General features: G+C 62.3%; 18 protein-coding genes. 5 read left to right on the top strand and 13 right to left on the bottom strand.

Annotated features, from left to right (window positions below):
* Positions 1-75 precede the first annotated feature (75 nt).
* From leuS to AC1Q9F_RS20250, 5 genes are all read left to right on the top strand, one after another.
* Positions 76-2682 carry a leucine--tRNA ligase gene (gene leuS / locus AC1Q9F_RS20270; protein ID WP_492620764.1) on the top strand — a complete coding sequence of 869 codons (2607 nt, stop codon included), beginning with the start codon at positions 76-78 and terminating at the stop codon, positions 2680-2682.
* An 87-nt stretch (positions 2683-2769) separates the two neighbouring features.
* Positions 2770-3375 (top strand): LPS-assembly lipoprotein LptE, encoded by a 606-nt coding sequence (locus AC1Q9F_RS20265; RefSeq protein ID WP_273904868.1) that lies wholly within the window; start codon positions 2770-2772, stop codon positions 3373-3375.
* Positions 3376-3414: 39 nt separating this feature from the next.
* Positions 3415-4452 (top strand): DNA polymerase III subunit delta, encoded by a 1038-nt coding sequence (holA, locus tag AC1Q9F_RS20260; RefSeq protein WP_007958673.1) that lies wholly within the window; start codon positions 3415-3417, stop codon positions 4450-4452.
* Positions 4453-4593: 141 nt separating this feature from the next.
* On the top strand, positions 4594-4758 hold the full coding sequence (arfA, locus tag AC1Q9F_RS20255) for an alternative ribosome rescue factor ArfA (protein ID WP_007958672.1): 165 nt from the start codon (positions 4594-4596) through the stop codon (positions 4756-4758).
* Positions 4759-4819: 61 nt separating this feature from the next.
* Positions 4820-6142 (top strand): lytic murein transglycosylase, encoded by a 1323-nt coding sequence (locus AC1Q9F_RS20250; protein WP_492620765.1) that lies wholly within the window; start codon positions 4820-4822, stop codon positions 6140-6142.
* A 50-nt stretch (positions 6143-6192) separates the two neighbouring features.
* Here the strand turns inward: AC1Q9F_RS20250 and AC1Q9F_RS20245 are convergent, their stop codons facing one another.
* The 13 genes from AC1Q9F_RS20245 to AC1Q9F_RS20185 all read right to left on the bottom strand — a co-directional run bounded on the left by AC1Q9F_RS20245 (position 6193) and on the right by AC1Q9F_RS20185 (position 18768).
* Positions 6193-7140 (bottom strand): S66 peptidase family protein, encoded by a 948-nt coding sequence (locus AC1Q9F_RS20245; RefSeq protein ID WP_492620766.1) that lies wholly within the window; start codon positions 7138-7140, stop codon positions 6193-6195.
* A gap of 174 nt (positions 7141-7314) precedes the next feature.
* Positions 7315-8313, bottom strand: a complete 999-nt coding sequence (gene lipA, locus AC1Q9F_RS20240; RefSeq protein ID WP_162130488.1) for a lipoyl synthase — start codon at positions 8311-8313, stop codon at positions 7315-7317.
* 25 nt (positions 8314-8338) lie between these two features.
* On the bottom strand, positions 8339-8986 hold the full coding sequence (gene lipB / locus AC1Q9F_RS20235; protein WP_108563334.1) for a lipoyl(octanoyl) transferase LipB: 648 nt from the start codon (positions 8984-8986) through the stop codon (positions 8339-8341).
* Positions 8986-9261 (bottom strand): DUF493 domain-containing protein, encoded by a 276-nt coding sequence (locus tag AC1Q9F_RS20230; RefSeq protein WP_007958664.1) that lies wholly within the window; start codon positions 9259-9261, stop codon positions 8986-8988. Before AC1Q9F_RS20230 ends, lipB begins: the two co-directional genes overlap by 1 nt.
* A gap of 84 nt (positions 9262-9345) precedes the next feature.
* Positions 9346-10503 (bottom strand): D-alanyl-D-alanine carboxypeptidase family protein, encoded by a 1158-nt coding sequence (locus AC1Q9F_RS20225; RefSeq protein WP_007958662.1) that lies wholly within the window; start codon positions 10501-10503, stop codon positions 9346-9348.
* 183 nt (positions 10504-10686) lie between these two features.
* Positions 10687-11694 carry a septal ring lytic transglycosylase RlpA family protein gene (locus tag AC1Q9F_RS20220; RefSeq protein ID WP_127800096.1) on the bottom strand — a complete coding sequence of 336 codons (1008 nt, stop codon included), beginning with the start codon at positions 11692-11694 and terminating at the stop codon, positions 10687-10689.
* Positions 11694-12704: a lytic murein transglycosylase B gene (mltB, locus tag AC1Q9F_RS20215; protein ID WP_007958658.1), complete on the bottom strand. Its 1011-nt coding sequence runs from the start codon at positions 12702-12704 to the stop codon at positions 11694-11696. The genes AC1Q9F_RS20220 and mltB overlap by 1 nt, the downstream gene beginning before the upstream one ends.
* A gap of 17 nt (positions 12705-12721) precedes the next feature.
* Positions 12722-13825, bottom strand: a complete 1104-nt coding sequence (gene rodA / locus AC1Q9F_RS20210; protein WP_052026248.1) for a rod shape-determining protein RodA — start codon at positions 13823-13825, stop codon at positions 12722-12724.
* Between the two features lie 31 nt (positions 13826-13856).
* Positions 13857-15752: a penicillin-binding protein 2 gene (gene mrdA, locus AC1Q9F_RS20205; RefSeq protein WP_007958656.1), complete on the bottom strand. Its 1896-nt coding sequence runs from the start codon at positions 15750-15752 to the stop codon at positions 13857-13859.
* Positions 15753-15761: 9 nt separating this feature from the next.
* Positions 15762-16229, bottom strand: a complete 468-nt coding sequence (gene rlmH, locus AC1Q9F_RS20200) for a 23S rRNA (pseudouridine(1915)-N(3))-methyltransferase RlmH (protein ID WP_003185785.1) — start codon at positions 16227-16229, stop codon at positions 15762-15764.
* 9 nt (positions 16230-16238) lie between these two features.
* Positions 16239-16733, bottom strand: coding sequence for a ribosome silencing factor (gene rsfS, locus AC1Q9F_RS20195; protein ID WP_207984059.1), 495 nt, complete (start codon positions 16731-16733; stop codon positions 16239-16241).
* 72 nt (positions 16734-16805) lie between these two features.
* The gene (gene nadD / locus AC1Q9F_RS20190) at positions 16806-17528 is read right to left on the bottom strand and encodes a nicotinate-nucleotide adenylyltransferase (RefSeq protein ID WP_492620767.1); all 723 of its coding nucleotides are present in this window, start codon (positions 17526-17528) and stop codon (positions 16806-16808) included.
* Positions 17497-18768 (bottom strand): glutamate-5-semialdehyde dehydrogenase, encoded by a 1272-nt coding sequence (locus AC1Q9F_RS20185; protein ID WP_492620768.1) that lies wholly within the window; start codon positions 18766-18768, stop codon positions 17497-17499. The genes nadD and AC1Q9F_RS20185 overlap by 32 nt, the downstream gene beginning before the upstream one ends.
* Positions 18769-18848: the final 80 nt, after the last annotated feature.

Raw genomic sequence — 18848 nt, 5'->3', positions numbered from 1 at the left:
TTCCAGCTCGTCCGGCACGCCCCGAACGTCGCATTGAAGAGGATTAGGCCACCCCTATCCAGTACAAAAGTAGCCATGCACGAACAATATCAGCCCCGTGAAATCGAAGCCGCCGCCCAGTCGTTCTGGGACGAGCAAAAGTCCTTTGAAGTCAGTGAACAGCCAGGCAAGGAGACTTACTACTGCCTGTCGATGTTCCCTTACCCCAGCGGCAAGCTACACATGGGGCACGTGCGCAACTACACCATCGGCGACGTGATCTCCCGTTACCAGCGCATGCTCGGCAAGAACGTTCTGCAACCGATGGGTTGGGACGCCTTCGGCATGCCGGCGGAAAACGCCGCGATGAAGAACAACGTGGCCCCGGCCAAGTGGACCTACGAAAACATCGCCTACATGAAATCCCAGCTGCGCAGCCTGGGCCTGGCGGTGGACTGGTCGCGCGAAGTCACCACCTGCAAACCGGATTACTACCGCTGGGAACAATGGCTGTTCACTCGCCTGTTCGAAAAAGGCGTGATCTACCGCAAGAACGGCACCGTGAACTGGGACCCGATCGACCAGACCGTTCTGGCCAACGAACAGGTGATCGACGGTCGCGGCTGGCGTTCCGGCGCGCTGATCGAAAAGCGCGAAATCCCGATGTACTACTTCAAGATCACCGCCTACGCGGATGAGCTGCTGGAGAGCCTCGACGAACTGACCGGCTGGCCCGAGCAGGTCAAGACCATGCAGCGCAACTGGATCGGCAAGTCGCGCGGGATGGAAGTGCAGTTCCCGTACAACGTCGATTCGATCGGCGAAAGCGGTACCCTGAAAGTCTTCACCACCCGTCCGGACACCCTGATGGGCGCAACCTATGTTGCGGTCGCTGCCGAGCACCACCTGGCTGCTCTCGCCGCCAAGAACAACCCTGAGCTGCAAGCATTCATCGCCGAATGCAAGGGCGGCAGCGTCGCCGAAGCCGACGTCGCCACCCAAGAGAAGAAAGGCCTGCCGACCGGCCTGTTCGTCGAGCACCCGCTGACCGGCGAAAAACTGCCGGTGTGGGTCGCCAACTACGTGCTGATGCACTACGGCGACGGCGCGGTCATGGCTGTTCCTGCTCACGACGAGCGCGATTTCGAATTCGCCCACAAATACAACCTGCCGGTCAAATCCGTGGTGCGCACCAGCTCCGGTGAAACCAACCCGGCGCCATGGCAAGACGCCTACGGCGAGCATGGCACGCTGATCAACTCCGGCGAGTTCGACGGCCTGGACTTCGCTGGCGCGTTCGACGCCATGGAAGTCGCCCTGATCAAGAAAGAACTCGGCGCCTCGCGCACCCAGTTCCGCCTGCGCGACTGGGGCATCAGCCGCCAGCGCTACTGGGGCTGCCCGATCCCGATCATCCACTGCGATGCCTGCGGTGACGTACCGGTACCGGAAGATCAATTGCCGGTCGTCCTGCCGGAAGACGTGGTGCCGGACGGCGCAGGTTCGCCGCTGGCGCGCATGCCCGAGTTCTACGAATGCAACTGCCCGAAATGTGGTCAGCCTGCCAAGCGTGAAACCGACACCATGGACACTTTCGTCGAGTCGTCCTGGTACTACGCCCGTTACGCTTCGCCGCACTTCGAAGGCGGTCTGGTGGAAAAATCCGCGGCCGACCACTGGTTGCCGGTGGATCAGTACATCGGCGGTATCGAACACGCCATTCTCCACCTGCTCTACGCGCGCTTCTTCCACAAGCTGATGCGCGACGAAGGCCTGGTGAGCTCCAACGAGCCGTTCAAGAACCTGCTGACCCAAGGCATGGTGGTCGCCGAGACTTACTATCGTCGCGAAGCCAACGGTGCCTACACCTGGTTCAACCCGGCGGACGTGGAACTCGAGCGTGACAGCAAGGCCAAGGTCATCAGCGCCAAGCTGATCGCCGACGGCCTGCCGGTGGAAATCGGCGGCACCGAGAAGATGGCCAAGTCGAAGAACAACGGCGTCGACCCACAGTCGATGATCGACCAGTTCGGCGCCGACACCTGCCGTCTGTTCATGATGTTCGCCTCGCCACCTGACATGAGCGCGGAATGGTCCGACTCCGGCGTGGAAGGCTCGCACCGCTTCCTCAAGCGCGTCTGGCGTCTGGCTCAGGCCCATATCACTCAGGGCCTGCCGGGCAAACTGGACATCGCCGGCCTGAATGACGAGCAGAAAGTCATTCGTCGCGCGATCCATCAGGCAATCAAGCAGGCCAGCCATGACGTCGGCCAGAACCACAAATTCAACACCGCCATCGCTCAGGTGATGACGCTGATGAACGTGCTGGAAAAAGCTGCGCAAGCCACCGAACAGGATCGCGCACTGGTTCAGGAAGGCCTGGAAACCGTGACGCTGCTGCTCGCTCCGATCACACCGCACATCAGCCACGAGCTGTGGAACCGCCTGGGTCACGCTGACCCGGTGATCGACGCCGGCTGGCCGGTGCTGGACGAAAGCGCGCTGGTACAGGACAGCCTGACCCTGGTGATCCAGGTCAACGGCAAGCTGCGCGGCCAGATCGAAATGCCGGCCGCCGCGACCCGTGAAGAAGTCGAAGCGGCAGCCCGCGCCAACGAAAACGTGCTGCGTTTCGTTGACGGCCTGACTATTCGCAAAGTGATCGTAGTGCCCGGGAAACTGGTCAATATCGTCGCCAGCTAATTGGATCGGGCGTCAGGTGAGCCTGGCGCCCAGTAAAACCTTTCGGGCCACAGAGTCGGCCCACATGGTTTCAAGGGGAGCAACACAATGATCAAACGCAATCTGCTGGTGATGGGCCTCGCCGTCCTGTTGAGCGCCTGCGGTTTCCAGCTGCGTGGCACCGGCACCAACGAACTGTCGATCAAGGAACTCGATCTGAGCGCCCGCAACGCCTACGGCGAAACCGTGACGCAACTGCGTCAGGTGCTGGAGGCCAGCGGCGTCAAGGTCACTTCCGGTGCGCCGTACAAACTGTACCTGGCCGATGAGCAGGAATCCCAGCGCATCCTCAGCTATGCCGGCGCCGGTCGTACTGGCGAATACCAGGTGAGCACCGTGCTGACCTACGATATCCGTGGCGAAAAAGATCTGCTGCTGAAAAGCGACAAGCTTGAAGTGCAGAAAGTGTTCATCCACGACGGCAACAACCTGGTGGGTTCCGACCAGGAAGCCAACGACGCCCGCCGTGAAACCCGTCGCGAGCTGGTACAGCGCATGATGCTGCGTCTGCAACAGCTGACGCCGGCACAGCTGGACGCCCTGCAGCAAACCGCCAACGCACGGGCCAAGGCAGAAGCCGACGCCCTCGAAGCGGCGCAGAAGGCTGAAGCGGAAACCCCGCGTCAGTCGCCGCTCGAACTGCCGCAGCAGTAAGACGTTCGGGGCGCTCAGGCGCCCCGTTCGCCCTCTCTTATGAAGCTCGCTCCCGCCCAACTCGGCAAACACCTGCAAGGCGCCCTTGCGCCGGTCTACATCATCAGCGGCGATGACCCGCTGCTGTGCCAGGAAGCTGCCGACGCCATTCGCTCCGCTGCCCGTCAGCAAGGATTCGACGAACGCCAGGTCTTCGCCGCCGACGCCAATTTCGATTGGGGCACGTTGCTGCAGGCCGGCGCCAGCATGTCGCTGTTCGCCGAAAAGCGCTTGCTGGAACTGCGCCTGCCGTCGGGCAAGCCCGGTGACAAGGGCGCTGCCGCACTCATCGAATACTGCTCGCGCCCGGCAGAAGACACGGTGCTGTTGATCAGCCTGCCGAAGCTGGATGGCAGCGCGCAGAAGACCAAGTGGGGCAAGGCGCTGGTCGAGGGTCAGCAGACCCAGTTCGTGCAGATCTGGCCGGTGGACGCCAACCAACTGCCGAGCTGGATTCGTCAGCGTCTGTCCCAGGCCGGATTGTCGGCCAGTCAGGACGCGGTCGAGCTGATTGCCGCGCGGGTCGAAGGCAACCTGCTGGCCGCTGCGCAAGAGATCGAAAAGCTCAAGCTGATGGCCGAGGGCGGGCAGATCACCGTCGAAACCGTGCAGGCGGCCGTGGCCGACAGTGCGCGTTTTGACGTATTCGGCCTGACCGACGCGGTGCTCAACGGTGAACCGGCTCACGCCCTGCGCATGCTCGAAGGGCTGCGCGGTGAAGGGGTCGAGCCGCCGGTGATCCTATGGGCCCTGGCCCGTGAGTTGCGCCTGCTGGCTAATATCTCGTTGCAATACAGTCAGGGCACGCCGCTGGACAAGTGCTTCAGTCAGGCTAAACCGCCGGTCTGGGACAAGCGCAAACCGCTGATGAGCAAGGCGCTGCAACGCTACTCGGCGCAACGCTGGGCGCAGTTGCTGCTCGAAGCCCAGCGCATCGATGCGCAGATCAAGGGCCAGGCGGCCGGTTCGCCGTGGATGAGCCTGAGCCGGTTGGCGCTGCTGATGGCCGGTCAGCGTCTGACATTGCCTGCCGAATGAAATCCGGGATCGCGCGCTGCGATCCCGTTTTTTTACCGAGTCCATTTCCTACAGAACATCCCGCCCTCGGTCCTATAGACAGACGCCCGAGATCGGCAGATTATCTGCCGCGCAAAACTCCACTCAATCGAGAGAATCCTCATGAGCAAAAAGCCATCGAAACATGGCCACAACAAGGCCAAATCCATCGTCGCCCAACCCCTGTTCCGCAGCCGCCAGGAACGACCAACCAAGGGTAAAGGCAGCTACCGCCGCGAAGCCTTCCAGTCTGACAGCTGGGAGGCTTCTTACTTTCTGGCCGCTTGAAGCACAGTACCCCTTCCTCATGTTAAGGTCTGCACCTGATTCGTATCCCCTGGACCTGTGCATGCCCCTCAGTCTTTCCCGTCGTTGGCCCTTCCGCCAACTGATCGCTGCCTCCAGCTTCGTACTGCTCGTCGCCTGCGCGGAAAAACCCACCGCCGCCGACGCTCAACCGCTTCAGACCGTCCCCGTTGCCACAGCCCCAGCGGTCATCCCTCCGGTAGTGCCGTCCGGTGACAACCTCGACCTGCAACCGACCCAGACCTTTGCCGAATGGCAGGCCGGTTTCCGCAAGGAAGCTCTGGCTGCCGGCATTCGTGCCGACCTGTTCGACCGCGCGTTCGCCAATGTCAGCTTCGATGCCAGCGTGATTCGCGCCGACCGCAGCCAGCCGGAATTTGCCCGGCCGGTCTGGGAATACCTGGACGGTGCCCTTTCGCCCCTGCGCGTGCGCAAAGGCCAGGCGCTGATCAGCCAGTACGCCGACATCCTGCAGAGCATCGAACAGCGTTATGGCGTCGATCGTCAGGCGCTGGTGTCGGTGTGGGGGATGGAAAGCAATTTCGGCCAGTTCCAGGGCAGCAAGTCGGTGATCAACTCGCTGGCGACCCTGGCCTATGAAGGCCGCCGCCCGGGCTTTGCCCACGCGCAGCTGATCGCGGCGCTGCAGATCCTGCAACAGGGCGACATCACGCCGGAGAAAATGCTCGGTTCCTGGGCCGGCGCCATGGGCCAGACCCAGTTCATCCCGACCACCTACAACACCCACGCCGTGGATTTCGACGGTGACGGTCGCCGCGACATCTGGGGCAGCCCGGCCGACGCCCTGGCCTCCACCGCGCATTACCTGCAAAGCTCAGGCTGGCAGCGTGGCCAGCCGTGGGGCTTCGAAGTGCAACTGCCAAGCGGTTTCAATTACACCCTGGCCGATGGCGCGATTCGTAAAAGCGTCGCCGAATGGCGGCAACTGGGCGTGATCCTGCCGAACGGCGGCCAGGTGCCGGCCGGCTCCGAGCAATTGTCCGCCGCCCTGCTGTTGCCGGCCGGCTACCGTGGCCCGGCGTTCCTGATCCTCGATAACTTCCGGGCGATCCTCAAGTACAACAACTCGTCGTCCTACGCACTGGCCGTCAGCCTGTTGTCCGAGCGCTTCAATGGCGCCGGCCTGATCAATGGCGCCTGGCCAAAAGACGATCTGCCGTTGAGCCGCACCGAACGGATCGAACTGCAAAACCTGCTGACCGCGCGCAACTACGACGCTGGTGCGGCAGACGGGATCATCGGTGCCAATACGCGCAAGGCGATCCGCAGTGCGCAGCAGTCGTTTGGCTGGCCGGCGGATGGTTATCCGACGCACAAGCTGCTGGAAAGCCTGCGTAACCAGTAAAACAAAAAGACCGCCGCCTCTTCAGGCGGCGGTCTTTTTTTGTGGCTCGGTCAGCGAATCACCACATCCTGTTCCAACATCAATTCCTTCTTCCCTGCATCCAGTCGAACCAGCGCCCCCAGCGGCAAGGTCAGGTTCGGATCGCAGTGCCCGCTGCGCCAGCCGGACAGCACCGGAATCCGCAGCGTTTCAAAGGTCTGCCTGAGCAAGCGGTTCAAAGCCTCGACATCCACGCCCGCCACATCCCCGACCAGCACGCCGCGCAATCTCGCCAACTTGCCCGCCAGACGCATCTGGGTCAGCAAGCGGTCGATCCGGTACAGCGGCTCGTTGATGTCCTCGATCAGTAGAATCACCCCTTCGACGTCGATTTCGTAAGGCGTGCCCAAGGTCGCGGCGATCATCGCCAGATTGCCACCCTGCAGACGCCCGTGGGCGATGCCGGGCTCCACGGTGGTCAATGGATAAGCCGCCGGATGACTCAGCACACTGCCGGCCTTCAACTGACCGCGCAGCATGGCGAAGAACGACGTCACTGTCGGCGGTTCCTTGTCCCCCAGCAGATCGGCATTCAACAACGGCCCGTGAAAGGTCACAAATCCGGCGTAGCGACTGATGGCCAGATGCAGCGCGGTGATGTCGCTGTAACCGACGAAGGGCTTGGCATGGCGGCTCAGCAAGTCGTAGTCGATCCGGTCCAGCAACCTTGGCGTGCCGTAGCCACCGCGCAGGCAAATGATTGCATCCACCTCTTCGTCAGCGAACGCCGCGTGCAGATCGTTGAGCCGCACCTCGTCGCTGCCGGCCAGATAGCCATCCTTCTCGTAGACGCCAGGGAACACCCGCAAACCGTAACCCCGGGCGCGCATCCACTGAACGGCCTTTTCAGTATCCAGCGTGCCGGGGCCGGCTGGCGCAATGACGCCTATCAGCCCTTCCGACGGCAACGCCGGCACAGGCTTGTGCGGAAAAAGGGTGTGGGTCGGTCGAACGGTCATCCATGGATCTCCCTGTGTGAAGTCATGCTCACACAGTAGTCAGGAACGGCGACAAACAGAAGAGGCCCGGTCGCGCCGCAGATTGCAGGAAAAGTCAGTAACGGGTGTAGGCCGGGCAAAAAAATGCCCGCCGGGCGATAAACCCCGGCGGGCATTTTCTCATTCAGCGCTGAATCAGGAACCGAGCAGCTCGGCCTTGACCAGTTTCGCCTGTTCGTCGGCGTGGTACGAGGAACGCACCAACGGGCCGGACGCGACGTTCTTGAAGCCCATCTTGTAACCTTCCTCGGCGAACCAGGCGAAGGTGTCCGGGTGCACGAAACGCTGCACCGGCAAGTGGCTGCGGGACGGTTGCAGGTACTGGCCCAGGGTCAGCATGTCGATGTCGTGTTCGCGCATGCGCTTCATCACTTCGATGACTTCGTCGTCGGTCTCGCCCAGACCCAGCATCAAGCCGGATTTGGTCGGAATGTGCGGCATCATCTGCTTGAAGCGTTGCAGCAGGGTCAGCGACCACTGGTAGTCCGAACCCGGACGCGCAGCCTTGTACAGGCGCGGCACGGTTTCCAGGTTGTGGTTGAACACATCCGGCGGCTCGGCCGCGGTGATTTCCAGGGCGATGTCCATACGGCCACGGTAGTCCGGGACCAGGGTCTCGAGCTGCACGTTCGGCGACAGCTTGCGGATTTCGCGGATGCAGTCGGCGAAGTGCTGGGCACCGCCATCACGCAGGTCGTCGCGGTCAACCGAGGTGATCACCACATACTTGAGTTTCAGGTCGGCGATGGCGATGGCCAAGCTTTCCGGCTCGTTGACGTCCAGTGGCTTCGGACGACCGTGGCCGACGTCGCAGAACGGGCAGCGACGGGTGCAGATGTCACCCATGATCATGAAGGTCGCGGTGCCACCGGAGAAGCACTCGCCCAGGTTCGGGCAGGACGCCTCTTCGCAGACGCTGTGCAGCTTGTGCTTGCGCAGCAGGCTCTTGATGCGGTCGACTTCCGGCGAAACCGGGATGCGCACGCGGATCCAGTCGGGTTTCTTCGGCAGTTCGGTGGTCGGAATGATCTTCACCGGGATGCGTGCAACCTTCTCGGCGCCGCGCAGCTTGACGCCGGCTTCAACCTTGGGACGCGGGGCCGGGCGCTCGGTCACGTCGAGCGTCGGGATCATGGTTTGCACTGCATCAGTAGTCATATCAGTCGATTCCGCCCGTCAGGGTCGTCTGCTCAGCATAGTCGAGGTGTTTGACGAGCTGCGCGCGCAGCCGGGCACTTACCTCGGCAAATTCAATCGATCCTGCGTGCTCGCTCAGCTGGGTCATCGCCAGCCCGGCATAGCCGCAGGGATTAATCCGTCGAAACGGCTCCAGGTTCATGTCCACGTTCAGGGCCAGGCCATGAAAGGAACAACCGTGGCGAATCCGCAAACCCAGAGAAGCGATCTTCGCTCCGTCGACGTAGACGCCGGGAGCATCCGGCTTGGCCACGGCGGTCACGCCGTAGCTGGCCAGCAGTTCGATCAGGCAGCGCTCCATGCGGCTGACCAGATCGCGCACGCCGAAACCGAGTCGGCGCACATCCAGCAGCAGGTACGCCACCAGTTGGCCGGGGCCATGGTAGGTCACCTGACCGCCGCGGTCGACCTGCACCACCGGAATATCCCCCGGCAGCAACAGGTGCTCGGCCTTGCCGGCCTGGCCCTGGGTGAACACCGGCGGGTGCTCGACCAGCCAGATTTCGTCCGGGGCTGCGGTACCACGCTCGTTGGTAAAACGTTGCATGGCCTGCCAGACCGGCTCGTAAGCCATCTGGCCAAGCTCGCGAAAGCCCAGCGTGCCCGGCATCACAGCACCATGTGCACGAAACCGGTAGCCCGCAGTTCGCTGTTGATGTTGTACAGCTGATCCTGGTCGGTCGCGACGATGTGCAACTGAATGGTGGTGTACTTGCCGTTGCTGCTTTGACGCTCGTCGACACGCTCATCGTTGATCTTGGCGTGCTTCTTGACGATGTCGATGATCTTGTCTTTGTTGCCGACGCCCGTATCGCTGATCACCTTAACCGGATAATCAACCTGGGGAAATTCGATCTTTGGCGCCTTTACTTCGGTATCGGTCATGGCGTAACGGCCTCGTAAGCGTAAGCCCGGTAACGAACAAGGCCCCGCTCCGGACCGGAACGGGGCCATGCAGGTCAACTCAAATCAGTTGAACAAGCCGTAGAAGAATAGACGGATGCTATCCCACATGCGGCGGAAGATACCACCCTCCTCGACAGCGTCCAGGGCGATCAGGTCGGCGCTGTGCACCACCTTGTCGTCCAGTTTCACTTCGACTTTACCGATCACGTCACCCTTGGCGATTGGCGCGGTCAGTTGCGGGTTCATGGTCATGCTGGCAGCGAGCTTCTTCAGCTGGCCTTTCGGCAGGGTCATGGTCAGGTCTTGTGCCAGGCCGGCCTTGACTTGACTGGTAGTGCCTTTCCACACCGGGGCCTGAGCCAGTTCGGTGCCCTTCTGGTAGAAGGTCTGGGTTTCGAAGAAGCGGAAACCGTAGGTCAGCAGCTTCTGGGTCTCGGCGGCGCGGGCCACTTCGCTGTTGGTGCCGAACACCACGGCGATCAGGCGCATGCCGTCACGTACGGCCGAAGACACCATGCAGTAGCCGGCTTCGTCGGTGTGGCCGGTTTTCAGACCGTCGACGGTCTTGTCGCGCCACAGCAGCAGGTTGCGGTTAGGCTGTTTGATGCCGTTCCAGAAGAACTCTTTCTGCGAGTAGATCGCGTAGTGAGCAGGGTCTTCGTGGATGATCGCGCGAGCCAGGATCGCCATGTCGTGAGCCGACGAGTAGTGCTCAGGGTTCGGCAGACCGGTCGGGTTCATGAAGTGGGTATTGGTCATGCCCAGATCGGCGACGGTCTTGTTCATCAGGTCGGCGAAGGCGTCTTCGCTGCCGGCGATGTGCTCGGAAACCGCGACGCTGGCGTCGTTGCCGGACTGGATGATGATGCCGTGCAGCAGGTCGCTCACAGTGACTTGCGAGCCGACCTTGATGAACATCCGCGAACCGCCGGTGCGCCAGGCGTTTTCGCTGACGGTCACCGGGTCGTTTTCACCGATCTGGCCGCGACGGATTTCCAGCGTGGCAATGTACGCGGTCATCAGTTTGGTCAGGCTGGCCGGTGGCAGACGCTGGTCACCGTTGTTCTCCACCAGCACGTTGCCGCTGTTGGCATCCATGAGCACGTAGGATTTGGCGGCCAGTTGTGGTGGCGACGGCATCATCTCGGCCGCGAACGCGGCAGGCGAGAGGAGCAGCGGGACTAGCAGACACAGGCGTTTGGCAAAGGTGGTGATGTTCATCCGTCTCTCGAAATCGCTAATGGAAACTGTCCTTGCGGACAAAATTAATCAGATGGCTTTCTAACGGGCCATCGCGTGTTCAGTTGCTCACTCCAGTCACCCTTGCCGGGCTTTTGTTCTTCGACGAGCCAACAACCTGGTTCACCCCCCAATCGCTGGTGAACCGTCAATCAAGTCCTACGTTTACTCGGTGACCACACTTGGCGAACCCAGGTTGGCCAGGCGCACGCTGTTCTGTACCTGGGCAATTTCACCCGGCGAACCGATCGGTCCCAGGCGAACCCGGTGCAGGGTCTGCTGATTGCGCACGATCGAGCTGATGAACACCGGAGCGCTCACCATCCCGCTGAGCTTCGACCTCAGGAGTTCTGCAGCGTCCGGGTTGGCGAACGCGCCCACCTGCAGATACTGGCCAGACGCTGGTGCAGAAGCGTTTTTTTTTGCATCGAGCTGAACCGGCACAACGGCCGCGGCGTGCTGCTGCGGCGGCGGAGTCCATTGCTCGACGGTGCCGGCCGAGGCCGTGATCACCGGGGCGCTATTCTGCGCGACTTGGGGCTCGTTGAGCATCAAAGGCGCCGGACGGCCCTTGGCGGCCCACCATTGTTGCGGGTCGATGCCCTCGACCTTGACCCGCGCGGTGCCGGTTTCGGCATAACCGAGTTTTTTCGCGGCGGCGTAGGACAGGTCGATGATCCGGTCCGAGTAGAACGGGCCACGGTCGTTGACTCGCAGGATCACCGTACGGTTGTTGTCCAGGTTAGTCACCCGAACGTAACTCGGCAGCGGTAATGTCTTGTGGGCGGCACTCATGCCGTACAGGTCGTAGACCTCGCCGTTGGCGGTGTTCTGACCGTGGAACTTGGTGCCGTACCAGGACGCGGTGCCGGAGGCCACGTACGTCTTGGACTCCTGCAACGGGAAGTAGGTCTTGCCCAGCACGGTGTACGGGTTGGCCTTGTACGGGCCGGTGTGCAGGGTCGGCGTGGCGTCCGGGATGCGCGATACGTCGACGTCCCACCACGGCGCGCCATCCTTGTGGGCCCGGTTGATGTCCAGGCCAGGCTGCGAACGCACGGCGGTGGTCGGCTTCTGGCTCGGCGAACGGCTGGTCGAACAACTGGCGACCAGCACCGCCAACGCAGCGAAAGCCACCAGCTTCAGGGGTTTATTGATAGGCAATGCCCGCATTACTTGACGCCCCGTGCTTGTACCAGCTGTTCAGACAGTTGATGTACGGCCATGGCGTACATCACGCTGCGGTTATAACGCGTAATCGCGTAGAAATTCTTCAGGCCCATCCAGTATTCCGGGCCATTGTCGCCTTCGAGGCGGAAAGCGGTGACCGGCATGTCATCGCGCAGCGCATCATGACTCGACCAGCCCAGCGCTCGCAACTCCCCGACGGTTTTCGTCGGCTCGATGCCGGTGGTCAGGCCTTCATCCACCTGTTCACCGCGTACATCCGCGCGACTGACCACCGGCTCGCCGGCGACCCAGCCGTGACGCTTGAAATAGCTGGCAACGCTACCGATCGCATCATCCGGGTTGTTCCAGATATTGATGTGGCCGTCGCCGTCGAAATCCACCGCGTAGGCGCGGAAACTGCTCGGCATGAACTGCGGCAGACCCATCGCCCCGGCGTAGGAACCCTTGAGGGTCAGAGGGTCGACCTGCTCTTCGCGCGCCAGCAGCAGGAACTCACGCAGTTCCTTGCGGAAAAATTCGGCACGGGGAGGATAGTCGAATCCCAGCGTGGACAAGGCATCGATCACCCGGTAATTGCCGGTATTACGTCCGAAAAAGGTCTCAACGCCGATGATCGACACGATCACCTGGGCCGGAACGCCGTATTCCTGCTCGGCGCGGGCCAGGGTGGCCTCGTGCTGACGCCAGAAGTCCACACCGCGGGCTATGCGCGCGTCGGTGATGAACATCGGCCGGTATTCTTTCCACTGTTTGACCCGTTCGGCGGGTTTGGAAATGGCGTCGAGAATCGCCTGCTTGCGCTGGGCCTCGCGGAACACGGCCATCAGCTGTTCGCCGGCGAAACCGTAGTCGCGGGTCATTTCACCGACGAATTCGGCCACCTGGGGCGAGCCTTCGTAATCGCCGGCCAACGCTTCCTGCGCGCTGCCAAGGATGCCTACCAGGCCGAGCCACGGTGCGTATCGTGTCGCCCAGTCACGCATTACTTGCATTGAACTCTTCACCTTATTCAAACCTGTGCGATCCACTTGCGATGGGTATGGATCGACATCAAAACCCCAAACGCTGACAGCAGCGTCACCAGCGAAGTTCCGCCGTAGCTAATGAACGGCAACGGCACCCCCACCACCGGCAACAGGCCACTGACCATACCGATGTTGACGAAAACGTAAACAAAAAACGTCATGGTCAGTGCGCCGGCCAGCAATTTGCCGAACAGCGTCTGGGCCTGGGCGGTAATCACCAGGCCGCGACCGATCAGCAACAGATAGATCAGCAACAGTGCGCAGATGCCCACCAGGCCGAACTCTTCGCCGAGCACGGCGATGATGAAGTCGGTGTGGCTTTCCGGCAGGAAGTCCAGGTGCGACTGGGTGCCCAGCAGCCAGCCCTTTCCGAATACGCCGCCGGAACCGATGGCGGCTTTCGACTGGATGATGTTCCAGCCGGTCCCCAGCGGATCGCTTTCCGGGTCGAGGAACGTCAGGATCCGCTGTTTCTGGTAGTCGTGCATGATGAAGAACCACATCGCAACCGACACCGGAATCGCCGCCGCCAGTACGCTGAGAATCCAGCGCCAGCGCAGCCCGCCCATGAACAGTACGAAAGCGCCACCGGCCAGAATCAGCAGCGACGTGCCGAGATCCGGCTGACGCACGATCAGGGCGAACGGCACGCCGATCAACAGCAGGCTGATGCCGACATGCTTGAGCTGCGGCGGCAGCGTGCGTTTGGACAAGTACCAGGCGATGGTCGCCGGCATCAGGATCTTCATGAACTCCGAGGGCTGGAAGCGGATCACCCCGGGAATGTTGATCCAGCGGGTCGCGCCCATGGCGTTGTGGCCCATGATGTCCACCACCAGCAGCAGCACCACCCCGATCACATAGCCGAGCGGCACCCAGCGCGCCATGAACCTTGGCTCGAACTGGGCGATGACGATCATCGACACCAGACCGATGCCGAACGACGTGGCCTGTTTGGCCAGCAGATCCCAGCTCTTGCCGCTGGCCGAATACAGCACGAACAGGCTGCCGGCCGCGAGAATCAAGAGCAGCACCAGCAGCGGGCCGTCGATATGCAAACGTTGTAACAGCGTCGCGCGGCGACGCATCACATCCTCGCTGGAGAGCATGCGATCGAAATTATTCATCACGGGCCGTAGCCTCCGCACTGATAGGGCTGGCGTATTCGGCCTTCAACCGTCCGTCCTGATCCAGCAGCCAGGCATCCATGACCTGCCGCACCACCGGTGCCGCGACGCCGGAACCGGATTCACCGTTCTCGACCATCACCGACACCACGATTTTCGGGTCATCCGCCGGCGCGAAACCGACGAACAAAGCGTGGTCGCGGTGGCGTTCCTGAACCTTGGAGCGGTCGTACTTCTCGCCCTGCTTGATCGCCACGACCTGCGCCGTACCCGACTTGCCGGCGATCCGGTATTGCGCGCCGATCGCCGCTTTACGCGCCGTACCCCGTGCACCGTGCATCACCTGTTGCATGCCATGGTTGACCTTGGTCCAGTCCGACGGATCGCGCAGGATGATGTCCGGCATCGGATTCTCATCCACCGGTTTCACGCCTTCGAGGGATTTGGCCAGGTGCGGGCGGTTCCACACGCCCTTGTTGGCCACCAGCGCCGTGGCCTGGGCCAGTTGCAGCGGGGTCGATTGCATGTAGCCCTGGCCGATCCCGAGAATCAGGGTTTCGCCGGGGAACCACGCCTGACGCCGGGTCGCGCGTTTCCACTCGCGGGACGGCATCAGGCCGGGGGATTCTTCGAACATGTCCAGCGAGACCTTCTGGCCAATGCCGAACTTGTTCATGTAGGCCGACAACCGGTCGATGCCCAGCTTGTGCGCCAGGTCATAGAAGTAGGTGTCGTTGGACCGCATGATCGCCGTGTCGAGGTCGACGAAGCCGTCCCCGGTGCGGTTCCAGTTGCGGTACTTGTGATCATAGTTGGGCAACATGTAGTAGCCGGGGTCGAACACCCGGCTCGACGCCGTCACCACGCCCGCATCGAGACCGGCAATCGCCACCGCCGGCTTGATCGTCGAACCCGGCGGGTACAGACCGCGCAGCACGCGGTTGAACAGCGGCCGGTCGATCGAATCGCGCAACTCGGCGTAGGCCTTGAAGCTGATGCCGGTGACGAACAGGTTCGGGTCGAAGCTCGGCTGGCTGACCATCGCCAGCACTTCGCCGGTTTTCGGATCGAGCGCCACCACCGCGCCACGTCGACCGCCCAGTGCGGCCTCGGCAGCTTCCTGCAATTTGATGTCGAGGCTCAGGACAATATCCTTGCCCGGCACCGGATCGGTACGCTTGAGTACGCGCAGGACGCGGCCACGGGCGTTGGTCTCGACCTCTTCGTACCCCACCTGACCATGCAGTTCGGCTTCATAGAAACGTTCGATGCCGGTCTTGCCGATGTGGTGGGTGCCGCTGTAGTTGACCGGATCGAGGGTCTTCAGCTCTTTCTCGTTGATCCGCCCCATGTAACCCACCGAGTGCGCGAAATGCGCGCCCTGCGGGTAATGACGCACCAGTTGCGCGACCACCTCGACGCCCGGCAGGCGGAACTGGTTCACCGCGATCCGGGCGATCTGCTCTTCGCTCAGCTCGAACAGGATCGGCACCGGCTCGAACGGCCGGCGGCCCTGACGCATGCGCTTCTCGAAGATCACCCGGTCTTCCGGCGTCAGCTGCAAGACCTCGACGATCACGTCGAGCACCTGCTGCCAGTCGCCGGAGCGCTCGCGGGTCATGCTCAGGCTGAAGCTCGGACGGTTGTCCGCGACCACCACGCCGTTGCGGTCAAAAATCAGGCCACGGGTCGGCGGGATCGGCTGCACGTGAACCCGGTTGTTTTCCGACAGGGTCGAGTGATATTCGTACTGAATCACCTGCAGGTAATACAGGCGCGCGATCAGCACGCAGATCAGCGCCACCACCGCAATTGCACCGAACACGACGCGACCACGCACCAGACGGGCGTCTTTTTCGTGGTCCTTGATGCGGATCGGCTGAGACATGAGGGCGGATTACTTGTGGTAAGGGTGGCCGGACAGCACGGTCCAGGCACGATACAACTGCTCGCCGATGAGGATGCGCACCAGCGGGTGCGGCAGCGTCAGCGGCGACAACGACCAGCGCTGATCCGCGCGGGCACAGACTTCCGGCGCCAGCCCTTCCGGGCCACCGACCATGAAGTTGACCGTGCGCGAGTCCAGGCGCCAGCGATCGAGTTCGACCGCCAGTTGCTCGGTGCTCCACGGCTTGCCATGAACTTCGAGGGTGACGATCCGCTCGTTCGGCCCGACCTTGGCCAGCATGGCTTCGCCTTCCTGACGGATGAAACGGGCCACGTCGGCGTTCTTGCCACGGGTATTGAGCGGAATTTCCACCAGTTCCAGCGCCAGCTCGGACGGAAGACGCTTGGCATATTCATGCCAGCCTTCTTCCACCCACTTGGGCATGCGTGAACCGACGGCGATCAGTCGCAGTCGCACAGCAATCCCTTACAGCTGGTCTTTGTTGAGCTTGGTGAAATGCTCGTGGGTGTTTTCCGGGCTGTGGTGCTTGGCGTCCGCCGCACGGCTTTGCTCGGCTCCGGCCCACAGGCGCTCCAGGTCGTAGAACTGACGTGCCGAGGCGGTCATCATGTGCACGATCACCAGGTCCAGGTCCAGCAGCACCCAGTCGCTGTCGCCCTTGCCTTCTTCGCCCAGCGGCTTGGCGCCGTTCTTTTTGACCTCTTCGCGAACCTTGTCCAGCATCGCGTTGATCTGGCGGTTGGAAGTACCGGTGGCGATGATCATGTAGTCGGTGATGCTCTGTTTGTCGCGCACATCAATGATCTGGATGTCCTGGGCCTTGACGTCTTCCAGGGCAGCAACGGCCACCTTGACCAGCTCATCGCCTTTCAGCGGCTCGTTGGTGTTGGCGACTTCCGGCAGCGGAGCGCTCTTGAACGTGCCTTTGCGCTTTACTTTGGTTTGGTCTTTGTCAGTCATATAAAACTCGTTTTGCTCATATTTTCGGCGGCTTGGCGACACGTGGATTCGTATCAGTGAAGCACGCCTTGTTCAGTTCGACGCACGGTACAGACCGTGCGCATCGATGTAGGCCAGGACCGCGTCGGGCACCAGGAAACGTACCGACTTACCGCTGGCCAGCAGTTGACGGATCTGGGTGGCGGAAACCGCGAGCGGTGTCTGCCAGACGAATGCAATCTGTCCGCTCGGCCCCTTCAGGGCCAGCGGGTCGCTCACCGAACGCGCTGCCAGCAGGTTGCGCAAGGCATCCGGCGGTTCGCTGTCGGCGTCCGGGCGCTGTAGCACCAGGATGTGGCAATGCTGGAGCAACTCTTCCCAGCGGTGCCAAGTGGGCAGGCCGCAAAATGCGTCCCAGCCCAGAAGCAGAAAAACCTGGGTCTCGGCGGCCATTTCGGCGCGCAGCGACTCCAGGGTATCGATGGTCCAGGACGGTTTGTCCCGCTGCAATTCGCGGGCGTCCACCACCAGCGGCGGCACACCGGCCACCGCACATTCAACCATTGCCAGCCGGTCCTGCGCCGACACCTGCGGCGTATCGCGGTGCGGCGGCCGGGCGCTGGGCATCATGCGCAGCTCGTCGAGCCCCAACGCTTCGGCCACTTCCAGTGCGCCGCGCAAATGGCCGACGTGCACCGGGTCGAACGTCCCGCCCAGTACGCCAATGCGCCGGGGACGGGACTTCTTGCCGGGTTTCGGCGCTTTCAGGTCGATGTCGGACAAGTCAGACCGTCGCCTGGCCGCGCAACTGGCCATCACCGACCACGATGTACTTCTCGCAGGTCAGTCCTTCGAGGCCCACCGGGCCACGGGCGTGCAGCTTATCAGTAGAAATGCCGATCTCGGCACCCAATCCGTATTCGAATCCGTCGGCGAAGCAGGTCGGGGTATTGATCATCACCGACGCCGAGTCGACCTGAGCCACGAACTGGCGGGTGTCGGCGAGGTTTTCGCTGACGATCGAGTCGGTGTGATGGGAGCCGAACTGGTTGATGTGTTCGATGGCCTGATCCAGGCCATCCACCACGCGGATCGACAGAATCGGCGCCAGGTACTCGGTGCTCCAGTCTTCTTCGGTCGCCGCTACGGCCTCGATGATTGCCCGGGTGCGTTCGCAACCACGTAGTTCGACGCCTTTCTCGCGGAACTGCTTGGCCATCGACGGCAGGAAATCCTTCGCAACACTTTGATCGACCAGCAGGGTCTCCATCGCACCGCAGATGCCATAGCGATAGGTCTTGGCATTGAAGGCAATGCGCTGGGCTTTCGGCAGGTCGGCGTGTTCGCTGACATAGACGTGGCAGATGCCGTCCAGATGCTTGATCACCGGTACCCGGGCGTCACGGCTGATGCGCTCGATCAGGCCACGGCCACCGCGCGGCACGATCACGTCAACGTACTCCGGCATGGTGATCAGCGCGCCAACGGCAGCGCGGTCGGTGGTTTCCACCACTTGCACCACGGCGGCCGGCAGTTCGGCTTCGGCCAGCCCGCGCTGGATGCAGGCGGCAATCGCGCGGTTGGAATGAATCGCTTCGGAACCGCCGCGCAGGATGGTCGCGTTGCCGGACTTCAGGCACAGGCTCGCGGCATCAATGGTCACGTTGGGACGGGATTCGTAGATGATCCCGATCACGCCCAGCGGTACGCGCATCTTGCCGACCTGAATGCCCGACGGACGGAAGCTCATGTCGCGGATCGCACCGACCGGATCCGGCAGCGCTGCGACCTGACGCAGACCGACGATCATGCCGTCGATGCGCGCCGGGGTCAGTTCCAGACGTTCCAGCAGTGCCGGCTCCAGACCGTTGGCGCGACCTGCGGCCAGATCCTGCTCATTGGCTGCCGCAAGCTCGGCGCGGGCGGCGTCCAAGGCATTGGCGGCAGCCAGCAGGGCGCGGTTTTTCTGCCCGGTGCTGGCACGGCCGATGACGCGGGAGGCTTCGCGGGCGGCGCGACCCAATCGGGTCATGTAGTCAAGAACGGACTCAGTCATGGTCTGCTGGGGTCTTGGCAAAGAGGAAAGCGGCAGATTATAGCTGTCGCGTCCCGGGACTAACAGCGGTGACGGGCGGA

The sequence above is a fragment of the Pseudomonas sp. GW823-FHT04A03 genome (genome assembly GCF_058796615.1).
The sequence above is the reverse complement of the archived record's forward strand: the minus strand, read 5'-3'. Positions and strand labels throughout refer to the sequence as shown.

Bases quoted from the DNA above. Each gene is read 5' to 3' on its own strand.
- leuS (WP_492620764.1), top strand. From the start codon at position 76: ATGCACGAACAATATCAGCCCCGTGAAATCGAAGCCGCCGCCCAGTCG.
- AC1Q9F_RS20265 (WP_273904868.1), top strand. From the start codon at position 2,770: ATGATCAAACGCAATCTGCTGGTGATGGGCCTCGCCGTCCTGTTGAGC.
- holA (WP_007958673.1), top strand. From the start codon at position 3,415: ATGAAGCTCGCTCCCGCCCAACTCGGCAAACACCTGCAAGGCGCCCTT.
- arfA (WP_007958672.1), top strand. From the start codon at position 4,594: ATGAGCAAAAAGCCATCGAAACATGGCCACAACAAGGCCAAATCCATC.
- AC1Q9F_RS20250 (WP_492620765.1), top strand. From the start codon at position 4,820: ATGCCCCTCAGTCTTTCCCGTCGTTGGCCCTTCCGCCAACTGATCGCT.
- AC1Q9F_RS20245 (WP_492620766.1), bottom strand. From the start codon at position 7,140: ATGACCGTTCGACCGACCCACACCCTTTTTCCGCACAAGCCTGTGCCG.
- lipA (WP_162130488.1), bottom strand. From the start codon at position 8,313: ATGATCCCGACGCTCGACGTGACCGAGCGCCCGGCCCCGCGTCCCAAG.
- lipB (WP_108563334.1), bottom strand. From the start codon at position 8,986: ATGCCGGGCACGCTGGGCTTTCGCGAGCTTGGCCAGATGGCTTACGAG.
- AC1Q9F_RS20230 (WP_007958664.1), bottom strand. From the start codon at position 9,261: ATGACCGATACCGAAGTAAAGGCGCCAAAGATCGAATTTCCCCAGGTT.
- AC1Q9F_RS20225 (WP_007958662.1), bottom strand. From the start codon at position 10,503: ATGAACATCACCACCTTTGCCAAACGCCTGTGTCTGCTAGTCCCGCTG.
- AC1Q9F_RS20220 (WP_127800096.1), bottom strand. From the start codon at position 11,694: ATGCGGGCATTGCCTATCAATAAACCCCTGAAGCTGGTGGCTTTCGCT.
- mltB (WP_007958658.1), bottom strand. From the start codon at position 12,704: ATGCAAGTAATGCGTGACTGGGCGACACGATACGCACCGTGGCTCGGC.
- rodA (WP_052026248.1), bottom strand. From the start codon at position 13,825: ATGCGTCGCCGCGCGACGCTGTTACAACGTTTGCATATCGACGGCCCG.
- mrdA (WP_007958656.1), bottom strand. From the start codon at position 15,752: ATGTCTCAGCCGATCCGCATCAAGGACCACGAAAAAGACGCCCGTCTG.
- rsfS (WP_207984059.1), bottom strand. From the start codon at position 16,733: ATGACTGACAAAGACCAAACCAAAGTAAAGCGCAAAGGCACGTTCAAG.
- nadD (WP_492620767.1), bottom strand. From the start codon at position 17,528: ATGGCCAGTTGCGCGGCCAGGCGACGGTCTGACTTGTCCGACATCGAC.
- AC1Q9F_RS20185 (WP_492620768.1), bottom strand. From the start codon at position 18,768: ATGACTGAGTCCGTTCTTGACTACATGACCCGATTGGGTCGCGCCGCC.